24 protein-coding genes are annotated in these 24,112 nt (G+C 74.8%); 13 read left to right on the top strand and 11 right to left on the bottom strand.

The window, feature by feature from the left end:
• Window positions 1–83 precede the first annotated feature (83 nt).
• The gene (locus tag K5O09_RS05555) at window positions 84–803 is read right to left on the bottom strand and encodes an IclR family transcriptional regulator (protein ID WP_154728344.1); all 720 of its coding nucleotides are present in this window, start codon (window positions 801–803) and stop codon (window positions 84–86) included.
• Window positions 804–899: 96 nt separating this feature from the next.
• Between K5O09_RS05555 and leuC the strand changes: the two genes are divergently transcribed.
• From leuC to murA, 3 genes are all read left to right on the top strand, one after another.
• Window positions 900–2,351 carry a 3-isopropylmalate dehydratase large subunit gene (gene leuC / locus K5O09_RS05560; protein ID WP_222171813.1) on the top strand — a complete coding sequence of 484 codons (1,452 nt, stop codon included), beginning with the start codon at window positions 900–902 and terminating at the stop codon, window positions 2,349–2,351.
• Window positions 2,352–2,398: 47 nt separating this feature from the next.
• On the top strand, window positions 2,399–3,064 hold the full coding sequence (gene leuD / locus K5O09_RS05565) for a 3-isopropylmalate dehydratase small subunit (RefSeq protein ID WP_222171814.1): 666 nt from the start codon (window positions 2,399–2,401) through the stop codon (window positions 3,062–3,064).
• Between the two features lie 205 nt (window positions 3,065–3,269).
• Window positions 3,270–4,586, top strand: a complete 1,317-nt coding sequence (gene murA, locus K5O09_RS05570; RefSeq protein ID WP_222171815.1) for a UDP-N-acetylglucosamine 1-carboxyvinyltransferase — start codon at window positions 3,270–3,272, stop codon at window positions 4,584–4,586.
• Window positions 4,587–4,658: 72 nt separating this feature from the next.
• Here the strand turns inward: murA and K5O09_RS05575 are convergent, their stop codons facing one another.
• Genes K5O09_RS05575 through K5O09_RS05585 form a run of 3 tightly spaced genes read right to left on the bottom strand, consistent with a single transcriptional unit; the run spans window position 4,659 to window position 6,782 of the window.
• On the bottom strand, window positions 4,659–5,462 hold the full coding sequence (locus tag K5O09_RS05575; RefSeq protein WP_255596294.1) for a GAF and ANTAR domain-containing protein: 804 nt from the start codon (window positions 5,460–5,462) through the stop codon (window positions 4,659–4,661).
• Between the two features lie 2 nt (window positions 5,463–5,464).
• Entirely contained in the window at window positions 5,465–5,626 is a 162-nt protein-coding gene (locus tag K5O09_RS05580; protein WP_222171817.1) for a hypothetical protein, read from the bottom strand.
• Between the two features lie 25 nt (window positions 5,627–5,651).
• Window positions 5,652–6,782, bottom strand: a complete 1,131-nt coding sequence (locus K5O09_RS05585) for an ANTAR domain-containing protein (protein WP_222171818.1) — start codon at window positions 6,780–6,782, stop codon at window positions 5,652–5,654.
• 254 nt (window positions 6,783–7,036) lie between these two features.
• Here K5O09_RS05585 and K5O09_RS05590 point away from each other — a divergent pair, with 254 nt between their 5' ends.
• The gene (locus K5O09_RS05590; protein WP_222171819.1) at window positions 7,037–7,795 is read left to right on the top strand and encodes a 1-acyl-sn-glycerol-3-phosphate acyltransferase; all 759 of its coding nucleotides are present in this window, start codon (window positions 7,037–7,039) and stop codon (window positions 7,793–7,795) included.
• On the top strand, window positions 7,792–8,793 hold the full coding sequence (locus K5O09_RS05595) for an NAD(P)H-dependent glycerol-3-phosphate dehydrogenase (protein WP_222171820.1): 1,002 nt from the start codon (window positions 7,792–7,794) through the stop codon (window positions 8,791–8,793). Before K5O09_RS05590 ends, K5O09_RS05595 begins: the two co-directional genes overlap by 4 nt.
• Here the strand turns inward: K5O09_RS05595 and K5O09_RS05600 are convergent.
• From K5O09_RS05600 to K5O09_RS05610, 3 genes are all read right to left on the bottom strand, one after another.
• A complete protein-coding gene (locus K5O09_RS05600) occupies window positions 8,790–9,278 on the bottom strand; it encodes a GntR family transcriptional regulator (protein WP_222171821.1) in 489 nt (162 codons plus the stop codon). The genes K5O09_RS05595 and K5O09_RS05600 overlap by 4 nt on opposite strands.
• Window positions 9,275–10,237, bottom strand: a complete 963-nt coding sequence (locus K5O09_RS05605; protein WP_222171822.1) for a hypothetical protein — start codon at window positions 10,235–10,237, stop codon at window positions 9,275–9,277. Before K5O09_RS05605 ends, K5O09_RS05600 begins: the two co-directional genes overlap by 4 nt.
• A 114-nt stretch (window positions 10,238–10,351) precedes the next feature.
• On the bottom strand, window positions 10,352–10,996 hold the full coding sequence (locus K5O09_RS05610) for a TetR/AcrR family transcriptional regulator (RefSeq protein ID WP_222171823.1): 645 nt from the start codon (window positions 10,994–10,996) through the stop codon (window positions 10,352–10,354).
• 226 nt (window positions 10,997–11,222) lie between these two features.
• Between K5O09_RS05610 and K5O09_RS05615 the strand changes: the two genes are divergently transcribed.
• The 6 genes from K5O09_RS05615 (at window position 11,223) to K5O09_RS05640 (ending at window position 19,015) form a co-directional block, all read left to right on the top strand.
• The gene (locus K5O09_RS05615; RefSeq protein WP_222171824.1) at window positions 11,223–12,893 is read left to right on the top strand and encodes an ABC transporter substrate-binding protein; all 1,671 of its coding nucleotides are present in this window, start codon (window positions 11,223–11,225) and stop codon (window positions 12,891–12,893) included.
• A 110-nt stretch (window positions 12,894–13,003) separates the two neighbouring features.
• On the top strand, window positions 13,004–13,861 hold the full coding sequence (locus K5O09_RS05620; RefSeq protein WP_255596145.1) for an ABC transporter ATP-binding protein: 858 nt from the start codon (window positions 13,004–13,006) through the stop codon (window positions 13,859–13,861).
• On the top strand, window positions 13,858–14,670 hold the full coding sequence (locus tag K5O09_RS05625; protein ID WP_222171825.1) for an ABC transporter ATP-binding protein: 813 nt from the start codon (window positions 13,858–13,860) through the stop codon (window positions 14,668–14,670). The genes K5O09_RS05620 and K5O09_RS05625 overlap by 4 nt, the downstream gene beginning before the upstream one ends.
• Before the next feature lie 5 nt (window positions 14,671–14,675).
• On the top strand, window positions 14,676–15,659 hold the full coding sequence (locus K5O09_RS05630; RefSeq protein WP_222171826.1) for an ABC transporter permease: 984 nt from the start codon (window positions 14,676–14,678) through the stop codon (window positions 15,657–15,659).
• A 3-nt stretch (window positions 15,660–15,662) separates the two neighbouring features.
• Window positions 15,663–16,721, top strand: a complete 1,059-nt coding sequence (locus K5O09_RS05635; RefSeq protein WP_222171827.1) for an ABC transporter permease — start codon at window positions 15,663–15,665, stop codon at window positions 16,719–16,721.
• A complete protein-coding gene (locus tag K5O09_RS05640; RefSeq protein ID WP_255596146.1) occupies window positions 16,718–19,015 on the top strand; it encodes a glycoside hydrolase family 3 N-terminal domain-containing protein in 2,298 nt (765 codons plus the stop codon). Before K5O09_RS05635 ends, K5O09_RS05640 begins: the two co-directional genes overlap by 4 nt.
• A 139-nt stretch (window positions 19,016–19,154) precedes the next feature.
• Here K5O09_RS05640 and K5O09_RS05645 read toward each other — a convergent pair whose 3' ends face one another.
• Entirely contained in the window at window positions 19,155–20,318 is a 1,164-nt protein-coding gene (locus K5O09_RS05645) for a PLP-dependent aspartate aminotransferase family protein (RefSeq protein ID WP_222171828.1), read from the bottom strand.
• A 69-nt stretch (window positions 20,319–20,387) separates the two neighbouring features.
• On the opposite strand from K5O09_RS05645, the gene K5O09_RS05650 reads away from it, so the two are divergent.
• Window positions 20,388–21,521 carry a D-alanine--D-alanine ligase family protein gene (locus K5O09_RS05650; protein ID WP_222171829.1) on the top strand — a complete coding sequence of 378 codons (1,134 nt, stop codon included), beginning with the start codon at window positions 20,388–20,390 and terminating at the stop codon, window positions 21,519–21,521.
• Window positions 21,522–21,524: 3 nt separating this feature from the next.
• On the opposite strand, the gene K5O09_RS05655 is transcribed toward K5O09_RS05650, so the two are convergent.
• Entirely contained in the window at window positions 21,525–22,112 is a 588-nt protein-coding gene (locus tag K5O09_RS05655) for a DUF3515 family protein (RefSeq protein WP_222171830.1), read from the bottom strand.
• A 42-nt stretch (window positions 22,113–22,154) separates the two neighbouring features.
• Between K5O09_RS05655 and K5O09_RS05660 the strand changes: the two genes are divergently transcribed.
• Window positions 22,155–23,180, top strand: coding sequence for a thiamine-phosphate kinase (locus K5O09_RS05660; RefSeq protein WP_222171831.1), 1,026 nt, complete (start codon window positions 22,155–22,157; stop codon window positions 23,178–23,180).
• A gap of 49 nt (window positions 23,181–23,229) precedes the next feature.
• Here K5O09_RS05660 and K5O09_RS05665 read toward each other — a convergent pair whose 3' ends face one another.
• Both K5O09_RS05665 and rpmB read right to left on the bottom strand, forming a co-directional pair.
• Window positions 23,230–23,748, bottom strand: coding sequence for a GNAT family N-acetyltransferase (locus K5O09_RS05665; RefSeq protein WP_222171832.1), 519 nt, complete (start codon window positions 23,746–23,748; stop codon window positions 23,230–23,232).
• Between the two features lie 130 nt (window positions 23,749–23,878).
• Window positions 23,879–24,070, bottom strand: a complete 192-nt coding sequence (gene rpmB, locus K5O09_RS05670; RefSeq protein WP_146839379.1) for a 50S ribosomal protein L28 — start codon at window positions 24,068–24,070, stop codon at window positions 23,879–23,881.
• Window positions 24,071–24,112 lie beyond the last annotated feature (42 nt).

The following is a 24,112-nucleotide window of genomic DNA, read 5'->3' on the forward strand; positions in this document are numbered from 1 at the left end:
GACGGCGTGCGGTGCCGACGGGTCGCTGCGCGGCCCTGCGCGCACCTTCGCGCGCACCTCGGGGCGGCGGCGGGGGTGCTCCATCACTCCGCCGTGCGGCGCAGGACCTCCGTGAGGCGGTTCGCGGCGGAGACCACCGCGGCGGCGTGCAGGCGGCCGGGCTGGCGGCTCAGGCGCTCGACGGGGCCGGAGATCGACACCGCTGCGACGACGCGGCCGGACTGCCCGCGCACGGGGGCGCTGACGCTCGCGACGCCGACCTCGCGCTCGGACACCGACTGCGCCCAGCCGCGGCGGCGGACGCCGGACAGGATCGTGGCGGTGAACTTCGCGCCCTGCAGGCCGCGGTGGAGGCGGTCGGGCTCCTCCCAGGCGAGGAGGATCTGCGCGGCGGAGCCGGCCGCCATGGTCAGCGTCGCGCCGACGGGGATCGAGTCCCGCAGCCCGATGGGGCGCTCGGCGGCGGCCACGCAGATGCGCTGGTCGCCCTGCCGCCGGTAGAGCTGCGCGCTCTCGCCGGTGTGGTCGCGCAGCGCGGCGAGCACCGGGCCGGCCGCGGCGAGCAGCCGGTCCTCGCCGGCGGCGCTGGCGAGCTCGGTCAGTCGCGGCCCCAGGACGAACCTGCCTTGCATGTCGCGCCCCACCAGGCGGTGGTGCTCGAGCGCGACGGCCAGACGGTGGGCCGTCGGGCGGGCAAGATGGGTGGCGTTGACCAGCTGCGCGAGGGTGGCGGGTCCGGCCTCGAGGGCGTTGAGGACCGAGGCGGCCTTGTCCAGCACGCCGACTCCGCTAGAGTTGTCCATAGGTCGATATTGGCGTCTCGCTGACTGAGACGCAAGTGCGACACGGAGAACGGACCCGCGGCGGCCCCCCGCCCGGGCGGACGAGAGGACGGCGACATGGCCGGCACACTGGCGGAGAAGGTGTGGGAGAACCACATCGTGCGGCGCGGCACCGACGGCGCGCCGGACCTGCTCTACATCGACCTGCACCTGGTGCACGAGGTCACCAGCCCGCAGGCGTTCGAGGGTCTGCGGCTCGCCGGCCGGAAGGTCCGCCGCCCGGACCTCACGCTCGCCACCGAGGACCACAACACCCCGACGCTCGACATCGACCTGCCGATCGCCGACCTCACGTCGCGCACGCAGATCGACACCCTGCGGAACAACGCGAAGGAGTTCGGCGTCCGGCTGCACTCGCTCGGCGACGCCGACCAGGGGATCGTGCACCAGGTCGGCCCCCAGCTCGGCCTGACCATGCCGGGCCTCACCGTCGTGTGCGGCGACTCGCACACCTCGACGCACGGGGCGTTCGGGGCGCTGGCGTTCGGCATCGGCACGTCCGAGGTCGAGCACGTGCTGGCCACCCAGACGCTGCCGCTGGCGCCGTTCAAGACGATGGCGATCACGGTCAACGGCTCCCTGCCGCTCGGCGCCACCGCGAAGGACATCATCCTGGCGGTGATCGCGAGGATCGGGACCGGCGGGGGTCAGGGCTACGTCCTGGAGTACCGCGGCGAGGCCATCCGGAGCCTGTCGATGGAGGGCCGGATGACGATCTGCAACATGTCGATCGAGGCCGGCGCCCGGGCGGGCATGATCGCCCCGGACCAGACGACGTTCGACTACCTCAAGGGCCGTCCGCACGCCCCCGAGGGCGCCGACTGGGACGCCGCCGTCGCGTACTGGGAGACGCTGCGCTCGGACGACGACGCGGTGTTCGACGCCGAGGTCGTCCTCGAGGCCGCGGACCTCGAGCCGTTCGTCACCTGGGGCACGAACCCCGGGCAGGGCCTGCCGCTGTCCGGCGCCGTGCCGGTGCCGGAGGAGATCGCGGACGCCAACGAGCGCGTCGCCGCCGAGCGCGCGATCGAGTACATGGGCCTGACCCCGGGCCAGCCGCTGCGTGAGATCGCCGTCGACACGGTCTTCATCGGCTCGTGCACCAACGGCCGCATCGAGGACCTGCGGGCGGCCGCCAAGCTGATGCGGGGGCAGAAGAAGGCCGACTCGGTGCGCGTCCTCGTCGTGCCGTCGTCCGCCCGGGTGCGGCTCCAGGCGGAGGCGGAGGGGCTCGACCGGATCTTCCTCGACTTCGGCGCGGAGTGGCGCAACGCCGGCTGCTCGATGTGCCTGGGCATGAACCCCGACCAGCTCGCGCCGGGGGAGCGGTCCGCGTCGACGTCGAACCGCAACTTCGAGGGCCGGCAGGGCAAGGGCGGCCGGACCCACCTGGTGTCGCCGCTCGTCGCCGCCGCCACGGCGATCCGCGGCACGCTCTCGTCCGTCTCCGACCTCGGCCCCGACGTCGCGGTGCCGGACGGCTCGCCGCTGGACCTCCAGCCGGCCTGAGCCCCGACGCCCCGACGCCCCCCACGACCCCAGGATCGAGAACCCTCATGGAGAAGTTCACCCAGCACACCGGCGTCGGCGTCCCGCTGCGCCGCAGCAACGTCGACACCGACCAGATCATCCCGGCCGTCTACCTCAAGCGGGTGACCCGCACGGGGTTCGAGGACGCGCTGTTCGCCGCGTGGCGGAACGACCCGGAGTTCCTGCTCAACCAGGACGCGTACAAGGCGGGCTCGGTGCTGGTCGCCGGCCCCGACTTCGGCACCGGCTCCTCCCGCGAGCACGCCGTGTGGGCGCTCAAGGACTACGGATTCCGGGTCGTCCTGTCCGCCCGGTTCGCCGACATCTTCCGCGGCAACTCCGGCAAGCAGGGGCTGCTCGCGGCCCAGGTCGCGCAGGAGGACGTCGAGCTGATCTGGAAGATCCTCGAGACCAAGCCGGGCACCGAGGTGACCGTGGACCTCGGCACGCGCACCGTCACGTGCGACGACGTCGTGGTGCCGTTCCAGGTGGACGACTACACGCGCTGGCGCCTCATGGAGGGCCTGGACGACATCGGCCTCACGCTGCAGCACGAGGACGAGATCACGGCGTTCGAGGCCACCCGGGACGCCTGGCGCCCGAAGACCCTGCCGGCCAAGCACCTGCCCCCGGTCGAGATCAAGGCCGCCCGCCCGGTCGAGGTCGCGATCGGCCGCCGCCCCGGCCTCTGACCCCCACCCCCGCGCCCGCACACCCGCCGAGTTCGGCAGTCCCAGGCGAGGTCGGCACCTGGAGCTGCCGACCTCGCGCGCGGACTGCCGAACTCGCGGGAAGGGTGGGGCGGGGCGAGGGGTGGTTGTGGAGGTTTGGCGGACGGGGACGGGGCCGCGCGGCGCGGGGGCGTGATCGCGCGCCGGCGTGCGTCACCATGGGGGGATGACCGATCTGCTGTACGTCCACGGCGGCACGCCCCTCTCGGGCGAGATCACCGTCCGGGGCGCCAAGAACTTCGTCTCGAAGGCGATGGTCGCCTCGCTGCTCGGGGAGACGCCGAGCGAGCTGCGCAACGTCCCGCAGATCCGCGACGTCGCGGTCGTGACCGGCCTGCTCGAGCTGCACGGCGTGCGGGTGGACGCGGACGCCGAGGCCGGCGTGCTGCGGCTCGACCCGACGGACGTCGAGTCCGCGCACGTCGCCGACATCGACGCGCACGCGGGCTCCAGCCGCATCCCGATCCTGTTCTGCGGGCCGCTCCTGCACCGGCTGGGGGAGGCGTTCATCCCCGACCTGGGGGGCTGCCGGATCGGCGACCGGCCGATCAACTACCACCTCGACATCCTGCGCCAGTTCGGCGCGGTGGTGGACAAGCGCGCGGGCGGCATCCACATCCGGGCGCCGCGCCGCCTGCAGGGCACGAAGATCACGCTGCCGTACCCCAGCGTCGGGGCCACCGAGCAGCTGCTGCTGACGGCTGTGCGCGCCGAGGGCATCACCGAGCTGACGAACGCGGCGATCGAGCCCGAGATCATGGACCTCATCAACGTCCTGCAGAAGATGGGCGCGATCATCTCGGTCGACACCGACCGGGTCATCCGGATCGAGGGCGTGGACCGGCTCGTCGGGTTCCGGCACACCGCGCTCGCGGACCGGATCGAGGCGGCGTCGTGGGCGTCGGCGGCGCTCGCCACCGGGGGCGACGTCCTGGTCCGCGGCGCCACCCAGCCCGAGATGACCACGTTCCTCAACACGTTCCGCAAGGTCGGTGGCGAGTTCACGGTCGACGACGACGGCATCCGGTTCTTCCACCCCGGCGGCGACCTGTCCGCGATCGTGCTGGAGACCGACGTCCACCCCGGCTTCATGACCGACTGGCAGCAGCCGCTGGTCGTGGCGCTGACGCAGGCCAAGGGCCTGTCGATCGTGCACGAGACGGTGTACGAGAACCGCTTCGGCTTCACGGACGCGCTGCGGGGGATGGGCGCGACGATCCAGGTGTACAAGGAGTGCCTGGGCGGCCGGCCGTGCCGGTTCGGGCAGCGGAACTTCTACCACTCGGCCGTGGTCTCCGGGCCGACCCCGCTCGCGGCCGCCGACATCGAGGTGCCGGACCTGCGGGGCGGGTTCAGCCACCTGATCGCCGCGTTGGCGGCCAAGGGGACGTCCGCGGTCCGCGGGATCAGCCTGATCGACCGGGGCTACGAACGCTTCGCGGACAAGCTGGCGGCGCTCGGCGCGGAGTTCGACCGGGGCTGAACCCCGGACCTGTCCGGGCGGAGGGTCGCGCCCCGGCGCCCCGGGCCCGGGCGCCGCGGACACCGGCCCGGCTCAGCCGCGCGGCCGGTCGCGGAACTCGTGCGGGCTGTGCGGCTGCGTCCCGGAGACGCGCGCGACGATCTCGCCGGCGACGTCCCGCATCTTGCTGTTCCGGTGCTGCGACGCCCGCCGCAGGATCGCGAACGCCTCCTCCGGGCCGCAGCGGTTCTGCGCCATCACCACGCCGAGCGCCTGGTCGATGACCGCGCGCGACGCCATGGCCTGGCGCAGATCGGTGTTCAGCTGCGCCTGCTCCTCGGCGCGCGCGGCGACCACCACGGCCCGTGCGGCGTCGTCAGCGAGGCGCGCGACGTCGTCCAGGACGGCCTCGTCCCACTCGCCGGGCGTGGTGCGGTACAGGTTGATGGCGAGCTCCAGCGCGCTGCGGGGCACGACGGTCGCCGGCAGCGCGGCGGCGGCGAGGAACCCTCCACGCACGGTCTCACGACGCCAGGCCGGCCACCGCTGCTCCCCGACGACGTCCGGCACGGTGATGCGCCGGCCGACGCGCGCGGCCTCGAGGCACGGGCCCTCTCCTGCCGACTGCTCCGCGCGGTCGCAGGCCGCGGCCCGCTCGTCGGCGGCCGCAGCCACGGTCGACTGGCCCCCCAGCCGCACGGTGATCGCCGCGGAGGCGCCGGGGCCGCCGCGGTCCGCCGCCCGCCGCACGATCGCGTCGAGGAGCGCGTCCACCGGGACCGTGGCGACGAGCAGACCGTGGAGCTCGTCGAGCACGCCGGTCCGCCAGCCGTCCGCGTCCGTGGCGGGGTCCCTCGCGAGGGGTCCGCTCGACGCGGGGACGGTCGACTCCGACATCGTCACGCGCCGTCCGGCTGGTCCTCGCCCGTCTGCTCGGGCTCGCTCTGGTAGCCGGACTCGGGGCCGTCACCGTCCGAGCCGGGCGTGCTCGCCTCGGCCACGTCGTCCGGGTCTCCGTCGGGCAGCAGGCCCTCGGGCCGGTCCGTCGGCTTGTCGCTCACGTCGGTCCTCCTCGGCTGGGGTCCTTCACATGCTGCTGCGTGCGGCGGGAGCCCGCATCTCGGGCCGGCTCCCTGCGGGCGGCAGGATCCGCAGGCTGACGCCCGCGTTGTCGCAGCGTCGTCGCAGCCGGGCCAGGTGCAGCGCGGCCACCGGGCCGAGCCGACGCAGGCGCGAGGCGTCGACGACGAGCACGCCGCGGGGTGGTACGGCACGCAGTGCGTCGGCGAACCCGGCGACGAGCGCCGGGGCGGTCGCCGCGTCCGCCTCGCCGTCGAGCGCCACGAGGACGGACCGTCCGTCCACCCGGTGCCGCACGGTCAGCGGTGCCGGTGCGTCGTCGGTGCGGGCTCCGTCGTCGGTGCGGGCCCCGCCGTCGGCGGGGGCTCCGCCCGGCGCGTCGACGAGGCTCGCGAGGGCGGCGTCGACCAGGTCCCTCGGGTCGGTGTGGCGCCGGCGCCCGGGCAGCGCGGTGAGCATCCGCTCGGCCACGGTCCGCACCTTGACGTTGAGGTGCTCGGAGTGCCACCGCAGCAGCTCGAACGCCGCCGGGCCGTCGAGCCCGTAGGCGAGCATCGCGGCACCCTTGGCCTGGTCGATGACCTCTCGCGACGAGATCGCCGCGGCGAGCATCTCGTCCGCCCGCCGGGCCGCCGCCGCACCGATCTCCGCGTCCAGGTCGACGAGCAGACCCAGCGGCTGCGGGGTGCGTCCCCCGCCGGTGGGCGTGCCCTCCGCTGCGGGCGAGGTGGCGCCCAGGTGGGTGTGGTCCTGGGCCGGCGGCCAGCCGTCGAGCCCGGCACCGCCGGCCGTCGCGCGGAGGCCGTGCGCGTGCCGCGGGTCGAGCCCGGGTGCGAGCACCGCCAGCACCACGCGTTCCGTCCCCGACGCGTCGACGAGGCGGTACCGGACGCTACGGCCCTCGCCGGGCTGCGCGGGAGCGGCGCGGAGCACCGCCTCCAGGGCGGGGCGGTCGTCCCGGTGGCAGTGCGCCAGCATCAGCGCGGTCGACGGGACGACGTCGCCCGGCTCGAAGCCGTGGAGCCGGAAGACGGGCTCGGACCAGACGAGGGTGTCGTCGCCGAGCAGGTGGAAGGTGCCGGGGACGGCGGTGCTGCGGCGCTCCACGGGGGACGAGGCGCGGGTGGTGAGGGACATGCGTGCTCCGGAGCCGGGGCGCGGCGCGCGCGAGGGCGCGACGCACTGGTGTCCCGTGCGGTTCGCTTCGTCCCAACGACGCCCGGGCGTCCTGCGGCGCGGCCGCGAGGACGGTGCGATCGTGCCAAAACCGCCCGCTGTTCGCACGCCGACGCTCCTGCCGGCGGCTGCGTGGTCCGCGGCCGGGCCCGTGCTGCGCCGGCGTCGTGCCGCACGGGGGGCCGCGCGCGGTCGCCCGGGTAGCATCGGCTCCCGTGCACCCGCCCCGCGCCAACCGCGCCTACCGCAACGTCGCCCGCGTGCTGCGACCCGTGCTGTACGCGATCACGCGTCGTGACTGGCGGGGCACCGAGCACCTGCCGGTGGGCTCCGGCTTCATCGCCGCGGGCAACCACATGACGAACGTCGACCCGATCACGTTCGCGCACTACCTGTACGACAACGGGGTGGCGCCGAAGATCCTCGCCAAGTCGTCGCTGTTCTCCGTCCCCGTCCTGGGCTGGGTGCTGCGGACCAGCGGGCAGATCCCCGTGCACCGCAACACCTCCCAGGCGGGCGACTCGCTGCGGGCGGCCGAGCAGGCGCTCGCCGCGGGGGAGTGCGTCGCGGTGTTCCCCGAGGGCACGCTCACGCGCGACCCGGACCTGTGGCCGATGGTCGCGAAGACCGGCGTGGCCCGCCTGGCGCTGACCACCCGCGTCCCGGTCGTGCCGATCGCGCAGTGGGGGCCGCAGCTGCTGCTCGGCCGGTACGCGAAGGTGTTCAAGCCGATCCCGCCGAAGCGGGTGACCGTGGTGGCCGGACCCCCCGTCGACCTCGCGGACCTGTACGGCCGCCCGCTCGACGCCGCGACGCTGCGCGAGGCGACCGCCCGGGTCATGGCGGCGATCACCGCCCTGCTGGCCGACGTGCGCGGCGAGACCCCCCCGGAGCGGCCGTACGACATGCGCCGTGGCGGGGGCGGTGCCGGGGCGGACGGACCCGCGGCCCCCACGGCGGACGGGGCCGCGTGACCCGCGCTGCCGTCCTCGGCGCCGGCGCGTGGGGCACGACGTTCGCGGCCGTGCTCGCCGACGCCGGCTGCGACGTGACCGTCTGGGGGCGTGACGCCGCCGTCTGCGCCGAGATCGCCGGGTCCCGCAGCAACGAGCGCTACCTGCCCGGGGTCGAGCTGCCCGCGCGCGTGACCGCCGACCCGGACCCGGTCGCCGCGGTGGCCGGCGCGCAGGTCGTCGCCGTCGCGGTGCCGTCGCAGTCCGCCCGGGCGACGCTCGCCCCGCTGGCCGGCCGACTCGACCCGGGCGCCGTCGCGGTGTCCCTCATGAAGGGCGTCGAGCTCGCGACGGACCGCCGCATGAGCGAGGTCGTCGCCGAGGCGCTCGAGCTGGACCCCGCCCGGGTGGCGGTGCTGTCGGGCCCGAACCTCGCCTCGGAGATCGCGGCGCGCCAGCCGACGGCCACCGTCGTCGCGTCGTCGGACGCGGGCACCGCCGAGCGCGTCGCCGCCGCGTGCGCCTCCGGGTACTTCCGGCCGTACACCAACGACGACGTCGTGGGTGTCGAGCTGTGCGGTGCGGTGAAGAACGTCATCGCGCTCGCGGTCGGGATCTCGCAGGGCCGCGGCCTCGGGTACAACACGATGGCGACGGTCATCACGCGCGGGCTGGTCGAGATCACGCGGCTCGGCCTGGCGCTCGGGGCGAAGGCGGAGACGTTCCCGGGGCTCGCGGGCATGGGGGACCTCATGGCGACGTGCGCGTCGCCGGACTCGCGCAACCACCGCCTCGGGCTGCACATCGGCCAGGGGATGACGCTCGACGAGGCCGTGGCGGCGACCGGCGGCACCGCCGAGGGCGTGAAGTCCTCCCGGTCGGTGCTGGACCTCGCGGAGCGCGCGGGCGTCGAGATGCCGATCACCGCGGCCGTCGTGCAGGTGCTGCACGAGGGCCTGCCGGTGGACGCCCTGGCGCCGCTGCTGCTGGGGCGCCCGCGCAAGGCGGAGGGCCTCTAGGCCGGGGGAGGCCCGACGAGGCCCCGGTCGCCCTCGAGCCACGGCACACCCGGTGGGTGCGACCGGTCCGGCGACGGGTCGACCTGCGCGCCCCGCACGAGTGTGAGCAGCGCGCCGTCGGTGAGCCCCTCGGCACGGGCCCTGCGGACCAGCGCGCGCACGTCGTCCAGCAGCGTCGGTGTGCCGTGCGCGCCGTCCCGGCCGTCCGCGGCGTCCCGCCGGTGCGCGGGGGCTGCGCCGGCCTCCGGCCCCGCGACGACGGTCCCGACCCGGCGCCGTGACGTCACCACGCCGGCCGCCTCGAGCTCCCGGTAGGCGCGCTGCACGGTGCCGACCGCGATGCCGAGGTCGCGCGCGAGGTCGCGGGAGGCGGGCAGGCGTTCGCCCGGTGCCAGGGTGCCGAGCGCGACGAGGCCCGCGACCTGGGCCCGGATCTGCTCGTAGACGGGCGTCGCGGCGGAGACGTCGACCCGCAGCTCCGTCACGCGGCCACGCCCCGGACCCTGTCGCCGGCTGCCGCGGCCGGGGTGAACCTGCGGGCGGGCACGGCGGAGCCTGCGAGGCCGAGCGAGACGACCAGGAAGGCGACGCCCGCCGCGGCTGCGGCCGCGCTGCCCGCGGGGTGCTCGGCGTTCGCGAGGGCGGCGGCGGCGACGAGCAGCATGAGGCCGAGGGCGGAGCCGGTCCACGCCTGGACGCCCGCCAGCACCCGCGCGGCGGACGTGCGGCGGATGACGTCGTCGTGCGCGGCGGGCAGCACGGGCAGCGGGGGGCGCCGGGTGATGACGCGCAGCGCGACCAGTGCCGCACCGAGCGCCAGGAGCAGCGCGACCGCGACCGGCACGCCGAAGGGCCAGCCCGGGTACGGCCCGGATGCGCCGGTCCCGACCACCCGGCCCGCGGCGTCGAGCACCGGCGGGTGCGCCACCGAGCGGCCGTCGGGGGCGGCCGTGACGCCCAGGACCACGACCGCGACCAGCCCTGCCGCGACGGTCCCCAGCAGGGCGACGAGGCGTCGGCCCCCGAGGTCGCGGACCGTCCGGCGCGCGAGCGGCGCGGAGCGGACGGCGCCCCGGGGGCGGGGCCAGGACGTCTCCCCGAGCGCCCGGACGGCTGCGAACACCACCGCTGCCAGGAACGGCGCGGTGTACGCGAGGACGCCCGGCGCGGCGGGCAGGGGCTCGTACGTCGACGTCCAGACGACGTCGGAGGAGCCGACGACCGCGAGCGCCACCAGCACGCTGGTCGCGGTGGCGCCGAGGGACACCAGCGTCTCGTGGCGCCGGGCGGCGCGCGTGACGGCCGGGGCGTCCGCGGTCGTGCCGCCCCGCGCCGCCGCGAGCAGCAGCGCGAGGAGCACGCCCACGCACCCGGCGAGCGCCAGCAGGAGCAGGAGGACGAGACCGGCCATGAGGTGCTCCAATGAGTCGATGAGTTGACTCATTGAACACCGCCCGGGTGTGCGGCGGCAAGCCCGGGGCCGTCCCGACGCCGACGCCCGCAGGAGGGGGCCTCCGGGCGGAGCAACCCCGCGCGGGGGCCGGTCCCGGAACGGGCGTCAGGCGCGCTCGGTGCCGACGACGGGCTCCTGCGGCCGCACGACCGCCGCCACGAGCGCCTCGATCGCGAACTCGCTCGTGCGCGCCAGCTCCACGTCGTCGCGCGCGAGCAGCCACTGCACCTGGAGCCCGTCCATGACCGCGAGGATGGCGGCGGCGGCGCGGCCGACCGTGTCCGGCTCGGTGACGCCGCGCTCGGCGCAGACCTCCCGGAACGCGTCGGCGATCTCGGCGCGCAGCGTGCGGTAGCGCTCCTCGAAGTACGCGCGCGCGGGGTGGTCGTCGGTCACGGACTCGGCGGACAGCACCGCGTAGGCCTGGACGATGCCGGGCCGCTCCTCGTTGGCGAACGCGGTGCGCACGAGGTGGCGGAACAGCTCGATGCCCCCGGGGATGTGCTGCTCCGCGAGCCCCTCGACGTCGGACTGGTCGCGGAAGCGCAGGACCTCGACGAGCAGCTGGTCCTTGGACCCGAAGTGGTGGAGGATCCCGGCGTGCGTCATGCCGACCTGCTCGGCGATCTCGGTGAGCGGGCCGTTGTTGTAGCCCTTGCTGCCGAACGTCGTCGTGGCGGCGGTCAGGATGCGCCGCCGGCGCTCCAGCGTCTCCGGGCGCGGCCGGGCGGGCCGCTTGGCCGAGCTCATGGCTGTCTCACTTCCTCTGCCGACGCGCCTGCGGGCGTGGTCGCGCGCCGATCGTAGCGGCCGGCGCTGCTGCCGACCGGGACCCGCCAGCCGTGACCAACTCGTGATCTCGTGGCCTGGCAAAGACTTACTGACAGTGTAGTAACGTTCCGCGCAGCACGACCGCGAGGACGCGGCGTGACCTCAGACGCCGGCTGCGTCCCGGCGCCGTTTCGAAGGAGAAACCATGAGGGTGAAGTACCCGGCGGTCGCGCTCGGCGTGGCCGCCGCCCTGGCACTGACGGCCTGCTCCGGCGGGTCGGACGGCGCGGGCGACGAGGGCAGCAGCACCGGTGCCGCCGGCGCCCCGCTGACCATCGCCAAGCCGGACGGTGCCATCGCCACCGAGTCGAACAACCCGTGGGTCGGCGACGCCTCGGGCATGAAGCTCGGCTACATCAACGCCATCCTGGAGCCCCTCGGCTTCGTCAACCTGATCGACCCGAGCGACGACGTCACGCCGTGGCTCGCGCAGGAGATCACCTGGAACGACGACTACACCGAGGTCACCCTCGTGGCCCGCGACGGCGTGACGTGGAACGACGGCGAGGCCTTCTCCGCCGACGACATCGCGTACACGTTCACGCTGCTCAAGGACAAGCCGGAGCTGGACAACGCCGCGCTCGGCATCGAGGAGGTCGCGCTCGACGGCGACACCGTCACGATCTCCTTCGCCGCGTCGATGTTCGCCAAGCAGGACAAGGTCCTGCACAAGCTCATCGTCCCGCAGCACATCTGGGAGAACGTCTCCGACCCGGCCACGGACCCGAACCTCGAGCCCGTCGGCACCGGCCCCTACGTGCTGTCGCAGTTCTCCTCGCAGAGCGTCGAGCTCACCGCGCGGGACGACTACTGGGGCGGTGAGCTGGCCGCGCCGACGCTGTACTACGTGTCGTACAACGACAACACGGCGCTCACCACGGCGCTGGCCAACGGCGAGGCCGACTGGGCGCAGGCGTTCATCCCGAACGTGCAGTCCGCGTACCTGGACAAGGACGACGCGAACGTCTACTGGGCGGCCGCCGGCCTCGGCATCGACGCGATGTTCGTCAACACCGGGACGAAGCCGTTCAGCGACGTCGCGTTCCGCCAGGCGATGAACCTCGTCGTCGACCGCAGCAAGCACCAGGCGATCGCCCGGGAGGGCGGCGTGCCGGAGCTCACCTCGGTGACCGGCCTGCCCACGCCCGCGGGCGACCCGTTCATCGGCGACGACTTCACCGGGGAGAGCTACGGCGTCGACGTCGAGGGTGCCAAGGAGATCCTCACGGACGCCGGCTACACCTGGGACGGCGACGCGCTGGTCGACCCCGACGGCGAGCCCGTCACCTTCGAGCTCAGCGTCCCGCAGGGCTGGAGCGACTACGTCACCGGCATCTCGCTGATCGCCGACTCGGCCAAGGAGCTGGGCGTCGAGGCCACCGTCGACACCCCGGACGCCGACACCTGGTGGGCCATGAAGAGCGAGGGCGACTTCCAGGCGATCCTGCACTGGACCGACACCGGCGCCACGCCGTACGACCTGTACAGCGACATCATGGACGGCCGGTGGCTGAAGCCGCTCGGCGAGGCCGCGGACTACAACTTCGGGCGGTTCGACAGCCCGGAGGCCACGGCGGCGCTCGACACCTACGCCACCGCGACGGACGACGCCGCGCGCGCCGAGGCCCTGGCGGAGATCCAGCAGATCTTCGTCGAGCAGGTGCCCGCCCTCCCGATCGGCACCCGCCCGTTCATCGGCGAGTACAACACGCGCAGCTACGTCGGCTGGCCGGGCGAGGACGACCCGTACGCCAACCCCGACCCGACGCAGCCCACCGCCGCGCTGATCCTCACCAGCCTGGAGCCGGCGAGCTGACGCGCCGCTGCGGCCGGCCGGCGACGGGACCTCGTCCCCGCCGCCGGCCGGCCGCAGCCGTGCCGGACGGACGGGCGGGCCACGGGCCCGCGGGAAGACGGGAAGGTGCAGTGACGACGACCAACGACGTGCTGACGGTGTCGGACTTCAGCGTCGTGTACGACGTGGACCCGCCGGTGGAGGCGGTCCGGGAGGTGTCGCTCAGCGTCCACCGGGGTGAGATCCTCGGCCTCGCGGGCGAGTCCGGGTGCGGCAAGACCACGCTGGCGTACGGCGTGCAGCGTCTGCTCAAGGCGCCCGCCGTGATCGCGGGTGGCTCGGCGACGTTCCACGACGCCTCCGGGGCGGACATCGACCTCGGGGCGCTCAGCGACGCCGAGATGCGGGCGTTCCGGTGGGACAAGGCCTCGATGGTGTTCCAGGGCGCGATGAACGCGCTGAACCCGGTCGTGGCGATCGGCAAGCAGCTCGACGACGTGTTCCGCACCCACCGGCCCGGGATGCCGAAGGCGGAGCGCCGGCGCGAGTGCGGCGACCTGCTCGACATGGTGGGCGTCGGCCGCGAGCGGCTCCGGTCCTTCCCGCACGAGCTCTCCGGCGGCATGCGCCAGCGCGTCATGATCGCGATGGCGCTCGCCCTGCGGCCGCAGCTCATGATCATGGACGAGCCGACCACGGCCCTCGACGTGCTCGTGCAGCGCGAGATCCTGCAGCAGATCTCGGACCTGCGCCGCGAGCTCGGGTTCTCCGTGGTGTTCATCACGCACGACCTGCCGCTGCTGCTCGAGATCAGCGACCGGATCGCCGTCATGCGCGAGGGCCGCATCGTCGAGCTGGACACCGCCGAGAACATCTACCGCCACGCGCAGCACCCCTACACGCAGCGGCTGCTCGGGTCGTTCCCGAGCCTGACCGGCGAGCGCGGGGACTTCGTGCGGACGGGCAGCGCCGAGGAGGCCGCACGATGACCACCAGCACGCTGGAGCTCCGTGGCGTCACCAAGCGCTACCGCGTCCGCGGGGCGGGGGACATGCTCGCGCTCGACGACGTGTCGTTCGCGCTCACGTCCGGGCAGACGATCGCGCTGGTCGGGCAGAGCGGCAGCGGCAAGTCCACGATCGCGAAGATCATCACGCAGCTCGAGCGGGCGACCAGCGGCGAGGTGCTGCTCGACGGCGCCCCGATCCCGCGCCGCGGCCGGGCGCTGCGCCGCTACCGGCAGCAGGTGCGGATGGTGTTCCAGGACCCGTTCGCGTCGCTGAACCCGTACCACACCATCCGCCACCACGTGGAGCGCCCCCTGCGGCTGGACCGCGTGGTCCCGCCCGACGAGGTGGACGCGGAGGTGGTGCGGCTGCTCGAGCGCGTCCACCTCGACCCGCCCGCCGTCGTCGACCGCCGCCCGCACGAGCTGTCCGGCGGCCAGCGCCAACGCGTCGCCATCGCCCGGGCGCTCGCGTCCCGGCCGTCGCTGCTGGTCGCCGACGAGCCGGTGTCGATGCTCGACGTGTCGATCCGGCTCGGCGTGCTGAACCTGCTGGCCGAGCTGCAGCGCGAGTCGGACCTCGGCGTCCTCTACATCACCCACGACCTCGCGACGGCCCGGCACTTCAGCGACGAGATCATGGTGCTGCACCACGGCGTCGTGGTGGAGAGCGGACCGGCGGACGACGTCATCCTGCGCCCGCAGCACCCCTACACCCGCGCGCTGCGGGACGCCTCACCCGACCCGGACACGCACTTCGCCGGCCCGGCGACGTCGACCTCCAGGAGCTGACCGCCGTGAGATTCGCCGTGCGCCGCACCGTGTTCTACCTGTTCACGGCCTGGGCGGCCATCACCATCAACTTCTTCCTGCCCCGCATGATGAAGGGCGACCCCGTCTCGGCCTACCTGCAGAAGAACCAGGGCCGGATCAGCCCGGAGGCCGCCGACTCGCTGCGGACGCTGTTCGGGCTCGACGACGGCAAGGGCCTGCTGCAGCAGTACGCCGACTACTGGGGGCTGCTGCTGCGCGGCGACCTCGGCCGGTCGTTCTCCAAGGGGCTCGCGCCCGTCACCGACGTCATCGCGACGGCCCTGCCGTGGACCGTCGGCCTCGTGGGCATCGCGACCGTCCTCAGCTTCTTCCTCGGCACCGGCCTCGGGTCGTGGATCGGGTGGCGCCGCGGCAGCCGCGCGGACGCCCTCGTCCCCGTCGCGACGTTCTTCTCGACCGTGCCGTACTTCTGGATGGGCCTCATCGCGATCGCCGTGTTCTCCACGACGCTCGGCTGGTTCCCCGCGTCCCACGCCTACGACAAGGGCAGCAGCCCGGCGCTGACGCTCGACTTCGTCGGGCAGGTGATCCAGCACGGCACGCTGCCGGCGCTCACCATCGTGCTCGCGTCGCTGGGCGGCTGGATCCTCGGGATGCGCAACATGATGGTCACCGTCCTCGACGAGGACTACGTGACCGTCGCCGAGGCGAAGGGCCTGTCCCCGCGGCGCGTGATGGTGAACTACGCCGCCCGCAACGCGGTGCTGCCGCAGCTGTCGTCGTTCGCGCTGTCGCTCGGGTTCATCGTCGGCGGCACGCTCGTCATGGAGCTGGTGTTCTCCTACCCCGGTGTCGGGAAGCTGCTGCTCGACGCCACCACCGCGAAGGACTACCCGCTCATGCAGGGGCTGTTCCTCGTCATCACGCTGACCGTCCTGGTCGCGAACATCCTGGCGGACGTCGCGTACGCCGTCCTCGACCCGCGCACCCGCCAGACGGAGGGCTGAGCCATGACGTTCCCCACCACCACCGCCACCGAGGAGGCCGCGGCCCCCGTCGGGCCCGGGCCGTCCGGAGCCGCGTCGCGCGGCACGGGCGCCGCCGCGCGGCTCGGCCGGGCGTTCGCGATGTTCCGCAACGGCAAGTCGCTGACGGGGCTCGCGATCCTCGGGTTCTTCGTCCTGCTGGCGGTCTTCGGCGACCTCATCGCCCCGTACGGGCCGCTCGACAAGGACTTCGACGCCCTCCGGCAGCCGCCGTCCGCCCAGCACTGGCTCGGCACCACGCACATGGGCGAGGACGTGTTCAGCCAGATCGTCCTGGGCACCCGCGGGGTGCTCGTCGTCGGGTTCAGCGCCGGCGTCATCGCGACCCTCATCGCGGTGGCCGTGGGCGTCACCGCCGGCTACGTCGCCGGGTGGCGCAGCGAGTCGCTGTCGGCGCTGACCAACGTGTTCCTCGTGCTGCCCGGCCTGCCGCTGATGATCATCGTGGCCTCGCAGTACGACAACCCGAGCCTGCTGCTCATCTCGGCGGTGCTCGCCATCACCGGCTGGGCGTGGGGCGGCCGCGTGCTGCGCGCGCAGACGATGTCGCTGCGCAACCGCGACTTCGTGCAGGCCGCCCGCGCCAACGGCGAGCCGCTGCACCGCATCATCGCGGTGGAGATGCTGCCGAACCTCACGGCGATCATCGCCTCGTCGTTCGTCGGCACCGTGACCGCCGCCGTGCTGGGCCTCACGACGCTGGCGTTCATCGGGGTCATCCCCATCACGAACCTCAACTGGGGCACGATCCTGTACTGGGCGCAGCAGAACGGCGCGTTCCCCGACTTCTGGTGGTGGTACGTGCCGGCCGGGCTGTGCATCGCGCTGCTCGGCATGGCGCTGTCGCTCATCAACTTCGGCATCGACGAGTACGTGAACCCGCGGCTGCGGTCCGCGGGGGAGCGGGCCCGTGCGATGCGCAGGCGGGGCCTGCGTCCGACCAGCGGCGTCACCGCCGTCCGCACCACCCCGCTCCACCCGCCGCAGCCGCGGCAGCACTCCGAGCAGAAGGACCCCTCGTGACCGAGACCACCACCGCCGCCTACCTCGACGCCGCCCTGCCCGTCGCCGACCGGGTCCGCGACCTGCTGGACCGCATGACCGTCGAGGAGAAGGTCGGGCAGATGCTGCAGCTCGACGCCCGAGACGACGTGGCCGACCACGTGCTGCGCCGGCTCGCGGGGTCCTTGCTGCACGCGTCGCCGGAGCGGCTGGCGCTCGCGCACGAGCTCGTCGACTCCACGCGGCTGCGCATCCCGCTGCTCGTCGGCGAGGACTGCATCCACGGCCACTCGTTCTGGGTGGGGGCCACGATCTTCCCCACGCAGCTCGGCATGGCGGCGAGCTGGGACCCCGCGCTGGTCGAGCGGGTCGCCCGGGCCACCGCCCGGGAGGTCGCGCCCACGGGCGTGCACTGGACGTTCAGCCCGGTGCTGTGCATCACCCGCGACCTGCGCTGGGGCCGCGTCGACGAGACGTTCGGGGAGGACCCGTACCTCATCGGGGAGCTCGCGTCCGCGATGGTCCGCGGCTACCAGGGCGACGGCCTGGCGGACCCGACGGCCATCCTCGCCACCGCGAAGCACTTCGCCGGGTACTCCGAGACGCAGGGCGGCCGGGACGCCTCCGAGGCGGACATCTCGCGGCGCAAGCTGCGGTCGTGGTTCCTGCCGCCGTTCGAGCGGGTGGCGCGCGAGGGCTGCGCGACGTTCATGCTCGGGTACCAGACCACCGACGGCGTGCCGATCACGGTCAACGACTGGCTGCTCAACGAGGTGCTGCGCGGCGAGTGGGGCTACACCGGCACGCTCGTCACCGACTGGGACAACGTCGGCCGCATGGTCTGGGAGCAGAAGGTGCAGCCCGACTACGCGCACGCCGCCGCCGCCGCGGTGAAGGCCGGCAACGACATGGTCATGACGACGCCACGGTTCTTCGAGGGCGCGCTGGAGGCGATCGAGCGGGGCCTGCTGACCGAGGCGGACCTCGAGCCGGCGGTCGCCCGCATCCTCGCGCTGAAGTTCCGGCTCGGGCTGTTCGAGGACCCGCGCCGCCCCGACCCGGCCACCCAGGCCGCCGTCATCGGGAGCGCCGACCACGCCGCGCTCAACCTCGAGGTCGCGCGACGGTCGCTGGTCCTGCTGCGCAACGAGGGCGCCGTGCTGCCGCTGGCCGGCGGGCTCACCGCGGACGCCTCCGGCCGTGCGGTGGACCCGGCAGGGGCGACGCCGCGGCGCGTGGCCGTGGTCGGGCCGCTCGCCGACGACGCGCAGACGCAGCTCGGCGACTGGGCCGGTTCGTCCGGCCAGGCCGACTGGCTGCCCGAGGGCCAGCCCCGCGCCATGATCACGACCGTGCTGGACGGCCTGCGCTCGTCCGTGCCGGAGGGCTGGGTCGTCGACCACGCGCGCGGCGCCGAGATCCTCACCCTCCAGCCGGACCCCGAGGGCGCGACGTTCCCCGACGGGCAGCCGCGCCCGCCCGTGGTCGTGCCCGCCGAGCCGGACGAGGCGCTCATCGCCGAGGCCGTCGCCGCGGCGCGCGGCGCGGACTACGTCGTCGCCGTCGTGGGGGACCGCATCGAGCTCGTCGGCGAGGGGCGCTCCACCGCGACGCTCGAGCTGGTGGGCGGGCAGGTCGCCCTGCTCGACGCCCTCGCGGCGACCGGGACGCCGCTCGTCGTGGTGCTGCTGGCCTCCAAGCCGCTCGTGCTGCCGGAGTCGGCGCTCGGGGCGGACGCCCTGGTGTGGGCCGCGAACCCCGGCATGCAGGGCGGCCGGGCGCTCGCGGAGGTGCTGCTCGGGCTCGCCGAGCCGTCCGGGCGGCTGCCCGTGTCGTTCGCGCGGCACGTCGGGCAGCAGCCGACCTACTACAACCAGATCCGCGGCCAGCACGGCGACCGCTACGCCGACCTGACCCAGCGGCCCGCGTTCGCGTTCGGGGAGGGGCTCACGTACTCGACGGTCGAGTACGCCGACCTGGTGCTCGCGGCCACGGACCTGGGCACCGGCGACGTGGTGCGGGCCGAGGTCACCGTCCGCAACACCGGGACGCGGCCCGTGCGGGAGACCGTGCAGGCCTACGTGTCGGACCGTGTGACGTCGGTGTCCTGGGCGGACAAGGAGCTCAAGGCGTTCCGGCAGGTCGACGTCGCGCCCGGCGCGTCGGTGCGCGTGGTCCTGGAGGTGCCGGTCGCGGACTGCACGATCGTCGACGCCGCGGGCCGCCGCGTCGTCGAGCCCGGGGACTTCGACCTGCTGGTCGGCCCGAGCTCCCGCGACGCCTCACTCGTGCGCGCCCCGTTCACGATCCGCTGACCGACGCACGCCCCACCCCCGCCCGCCGAGTTCGGCACTCCGGGTGCGAGGTCGGCAGCTCCAGGTGCCGACCTCGCCTGGGACTGCCGAACTCGGCGGCGCGGGCGGGCGTGGGTGTGCGTGGGCGGGCGTGGGTGGGTCAGGCGGGGAGGGCCTGGGCGAGGTCGCGCCAGAGGTCCTCGACGTCCTCGATGCCGACCGAGAGGCGCAGCAGGTCCTCCGGGACCGTCGGCGACTCCGTCGCGAACCGGCGGCGGCGCTCGATGCTGGACTCCACGCCGCCGAGGCTCGTCGCCGGGACCCACAGCCGCAGCCGCTCGACCACCGCGTCGGCGGCGGCCGCCCCGCCCGCCGGGCGCAGCCCGATGATCGAGCCGTAGCCGGACATCTGGGCGGTCGCGCGGGCGTGGCCCGGGTCGCCCGGCAGGCCGGGGTGACGCACCTCGACGACGCCGGGGTGGGCGGCGAGGCGGTGCGCGAGGTCGAGCGCGGTGCGCTGCGAGCGCTCGACCCGCAGCGCGAGCGTCCGGACGCCGCGCAGCGCGAGGTACACCTCGAACGGGCCGGCGATCGCGCCGTGCACCGTGCGGTAGGTGTGCAGCCGCTCGCGCAGGGCGGCGTCGTCCGTGAGCACCGCGCCGAGCACCACGTCGCTGTGGCCCGCCAGGTACTTCGTCACGGAGTGCACCACGACGTCGGCCCCGTGCTCGAGAGGCCGCTGGACGAGGGGCGTCGCGAACGTGTTGTCGACCGCGACCAGCGCGCCGGCGGCGTGGCCGGCCGCGACCAGGGCGGGCAGGTCCGCGACCTCGAGCATCGGGTTCGTGGGGGACTCGACCCACAGGACCGACGTCGGCCGGCCGGTGGGGGAGGCGGACGGGTCGAGGGCCGCGACGACCGCCGCGGTGTCCGCGACGTCGACGTGGTCCACCTCGACGTCCGAGCGCTCCGCGAGGTCGCGCGCGTACCCGAGCGTCACCTGGTAGGCGTGCCGCGGGAGCACCAGGCGCCCGCCGTGCGGGACCAGCGAGAGCGCCGCGGCGATCGCCGCCATGCCGGAGCCGTACACGAGCGCCGGGTGGGCCGAGCCCTCCAGCGCGCCCAGCGTCTGCTCGAACGGTCCCCACGTCTCGGTGTCGCCCCGGGCGTACATCAGCTCGCCCGGCTGCGGCACGCCCTGGGACACGTACGTCGAGGACAGCACGACGGGCGGGTTCACCGGGGCGCCCTGGGCGCGCGGCGGGCGACCGGCGGTCACGGCGAGCGTCTCGCGCGCGAGGGCGGCGGGGTCGGGGTGCGTCACGCAGCGCAGGGTACGCCGCGCCCGCGTGCCGCCCTCGCGCGTCCCACGCTGCGGCTAGGCTCGCGGGCGATGTCCAGCACCGAGCAGTCCCCGTCCGCCCGTCCGCGCGTCCTCGTCCTGTTCGGCGGCCGGTCCAGCGAGCACGCGATCTCGTGCGCCACCGCGGGTGCCGTGCTGCGTGCGATCGACCGCGACCGGTACGACGTGCTGCCCATCGGCATCACCCCGCAGGGCCGCTGGGTGCGCGTCGCCGACGACCCGGACCGGTGGGCGATCGTCGACGGCCGGCTGCCGGAGGTCGAGGCGGTGCCGGAGCAGGTGCTGCTGCCGCAGGAGGCCGGCTCGCGCGAGCTCCAGGTCATCGAGCCGGGCGTGCCCGCTGCCGCCCTGGGCGCCGTCGACGTGGTGCTCCCGCTGCTGCACGGGCCGTTCGGCGAGGACGGCACGCTCCAGGGCATGCTCGAGCTCGCGGACGTGCGCTACGTCGGCGCCGGCGTCCTCGCGTCGGCGGTCGGCATGGACAAGCACTTCATGAAGGTCGTGCTCGCCGGGGCGGGACTCCCCGTGGGGCCGTACGTGACGCTGCGGGGCGACGACCTCGAGACCGACCGCGACGGCGTGCGCTCGCGTGTCGAGGCCCTCGGGCTGCCGCTGTTCGTCAAGCCGGCCCGCGCCGGGTCGAGCATCGGCATCAGCCGCGTGACCGACTTCGCGGACCTGCCCGCCGCCGTCGAGGAGGCGCGGCGGCACGACCCGAAGGTGGTCGTCGAGGCCGCGATCGTCGGCCGCGAGATCGAGTGCGCCGTGCTCGGCGGGCGCGGCGGGTCCCGCCCGCGGGCCTCGCTGCCGGGGGAGATCGTCGTGACCGACGGCACCCACGGGTTCTACGACTTCGAGGCGAAGTACCTCGACGAGTCCGCCGTCGAGCTGTCGTGCCCCGCCGACCTGCCCGCGGACGTCGTCGCCCGCGTCCAGGAGGTGGCGGTGCGCACGTTCGAGGCGGTGGACGGCGAGGGACTGGCCCGCGTCGACGTGTTCGTCACGCCCGACGGCGACGTCGTGGTGAACGAGATCAACACCATGCCGGGGTTCACGCCGTTCTCGATGTACCCGCGGATGTGGCAGCAGAGCGGGCTGTCGTACCCGGACCTGCTCGACGAGCTGCTGCGGCTGGCGCTCGAGCGCCCCACCGGGCTGCGCTGACCGTCAGACGCAGGAGCGGGTCGCCTCGACCTGCGCGATCGCCGGGCTGAGGGCGTCGAGGAACGACGTCGACCGCTCCGCCACCACCGCCGCCGGGACGTGCACCTCCACGGCGGGGTCCCGCCCGTAGGTGACGAAGGTCCAGTCGTTCGATCCCGGGGCCTCGGCGGGGCCCGTGGGCGCGACCGTGCCGTCCGCCGCCTCCGCCTCGGCGCGCACGAGCCAGTCGATGCCCGGACCGCTCGCGGTCTCCATCGTCACGCACTGCTCCGTGGTGGGGCCGGGCACCTCCACGCCGCAGCGCAGCGTCACCGGGTCGGCCGGGTCGCCCCACGCCGCCGTCGCCTGGCTGGTGGTGCGGACCTCGTCCAGGCCGTCCCCGAGGGAGTCGGGGAGCGTGAGCACCACCCGGGCGCAGTCGGGGTCGGTCGCGTGGGGGGCGACGGTGACGCCGACCTGGGGTGCGCACCCGGCGAGTGCGGCACCGGCGAGCGCGGTGACGACGGCGACCGTCCGGGGCCTCCGGCTCCGTGCGGGGGCGGTGCTCCCGGGACGCGGTCCGGCGGCGGGGGGCGCGGTGCGGTCGGTCACCCCGTCACGGTAACCCGGTGGACGGGCGCTACCGTGACGGGCGTGACCGACGCCGCAGCTCCCGACGCCGCTCCGACCCCGGACGGCGGCGACCGCGGCCCCGTCGTCGCGGACCTGTCCGAGGACGGCCTGCTCGCCCGCGTGCTCCCGCACCTGCCGGCCGGCGACCGCACCCTGCTGGGCCCGGGCGACGACGCCGCCGTGCTCGCGGCGCCCGACGGCCGGTTCGTCGTCTCCACGGACGTCCTGGTGGAGGACCGGCACTTCCGGCGCCGGTGGTCCAGCGGTGAGGACGTCGGCTGGCGGGCGGCGATGCAGAACCTGGCCGACGTCGCCGCGATGGGCGCGCGTCCCACGGCGCTCGTCGTCTCCCTGGTCGTACCGGGGGACCTGCCGGTGGCCTGGGTCGAAGGCCTCGCGCGCGGGCTCGGAGCCGCCTGCCGCACCGTGGGCGCGGGGGTCGTCGGCGGGGACCTGTCGGGCGGCGCCGTCGTGGTCGTCGCCGTCACGGTGCACGGCGATCTCGGCGGGCGGGACCCCGTGCTGCGTTCCGGCGCGCGCCCGGGCGACGTCCTGGCGCTCGCGGGCACGGTCGGCCGGTCCGCCGCGGGGCTCGCGCTGCTCGACGCCGGCCGGCCGGACGCCGACCCGGAGGTCGTCCGCGTCTACCGTCGCCCGGAGCCGCCGCTCGCGGCCGGGCCGGAGGCCGCCAGCTGCGGCGCCACCGCGATGCTCGACGTCTCGGACGGGTTGCTGCGCGACGCCGCCCGTCTCGCGACCGCCGCCGGCGTGGTGCTCGACCTGCACGACCCGCACCGGGCGCTGGCGGACGACGTCGCGGCGCTGCGGGCGGCGGCGGACGCGCTCGGTGCCGACCCGGTGGCGTGGGTGCTCGGGGGAGGTGAGGACCATGGTCTGCTCGCGGCGTTCCCGCCCGGCGCGGTGCCGCCCGGCTTCCGCGTGGTCGGCCGGGTGCGCGGGCCCGGCCCCGGGACGCCCGCCGGCGCGGTGCTCGTCGCGGGACGACCGCCGCACGCCGCGCCCGGTTGGGAGCACTTCCACCGCTGACGGCTCCGTGCTGCCGCCGGGGGACGCCGGGGCGCGGTGCCCGGGGAGCTCAGTGCCGGCGGTACCGGACCTGCAGCAGGTCGGCGCCCCCGACCTCCTCGGTGCGCTCGGTGCCGTCCGGCTGGAACCCGTGCCGCCGGTAGAAGTGCCGGGCGCGCTCGTTCTCGGCGAACACCCACAGGGTCACGGCGGTGCGCGGTGGGACGTCGGCGAGCGCGGTCCGCAGCAGCTCGCGGGCCGCGCCCGAGCCCCACAGGCCCGGCTCGAGGTAGATCGCGTAGACCTGCAGCGTGCCCCGCTCGGCGTCCTCGTCCAGCGAGGGGCCCAGCGAGATGAACCCGACGACCTCGTCGTCCACCGTCGCGACCCACGCACGGATGCGGCCGCCCGGCGCGAGGTCGCGCCGCCAGACCTCGGTGCGTCGCTCGACGTCGAGCGCCGCCAGGTAGTCGCCGGGCACGAGGCCGGCGTACGCGTGGCGCCACGTCTCGACGTGGACGCGGGCGATCCCGGTGGCGTCGGCGGGCTCCGCGGGACGGACCGTGTGCTCGCGACGCTGCTCGCTCATGCGCCCAGCGTGCCACACGGCCCGCGGGGTGGGGGCGGGGACGCGGGGCGGTCCGCCACCGGCCGTCCCCCGGGCAGCACGAAGGCCCGCGCGGATCGCTCCGCGCGGGCCTTCGTCGAGCCTGGTGCGCTCAGACGGCGCGCTGCACCTTCCCGGCCTTGAGGCACGAGGTGCAGACGTTCATCCGCTTGGGGGTGCCCGCCACCACGACGCGCACGCGCTGGATGTTCGGGTTCCAGCGGCGCTTGGTGCGCACGTGCGAGTGCGAGATGCTGTGCCCGAAGCTCGGGCCCTTGGCGCAGACGTCGCAGTTGGCAGCCACGGTCTTCTCCTGATCCGGTCATTGCACGCCGCTCGGGGGGTG

The organism is Cellulomonas sp. C5510, assembly GCF_019797765.1.
Lineage (GTDB): Bacteria > Actinomycetota > Actinomycetes > Actinomycetales > Cellulomonadaceae > Cellulomonas.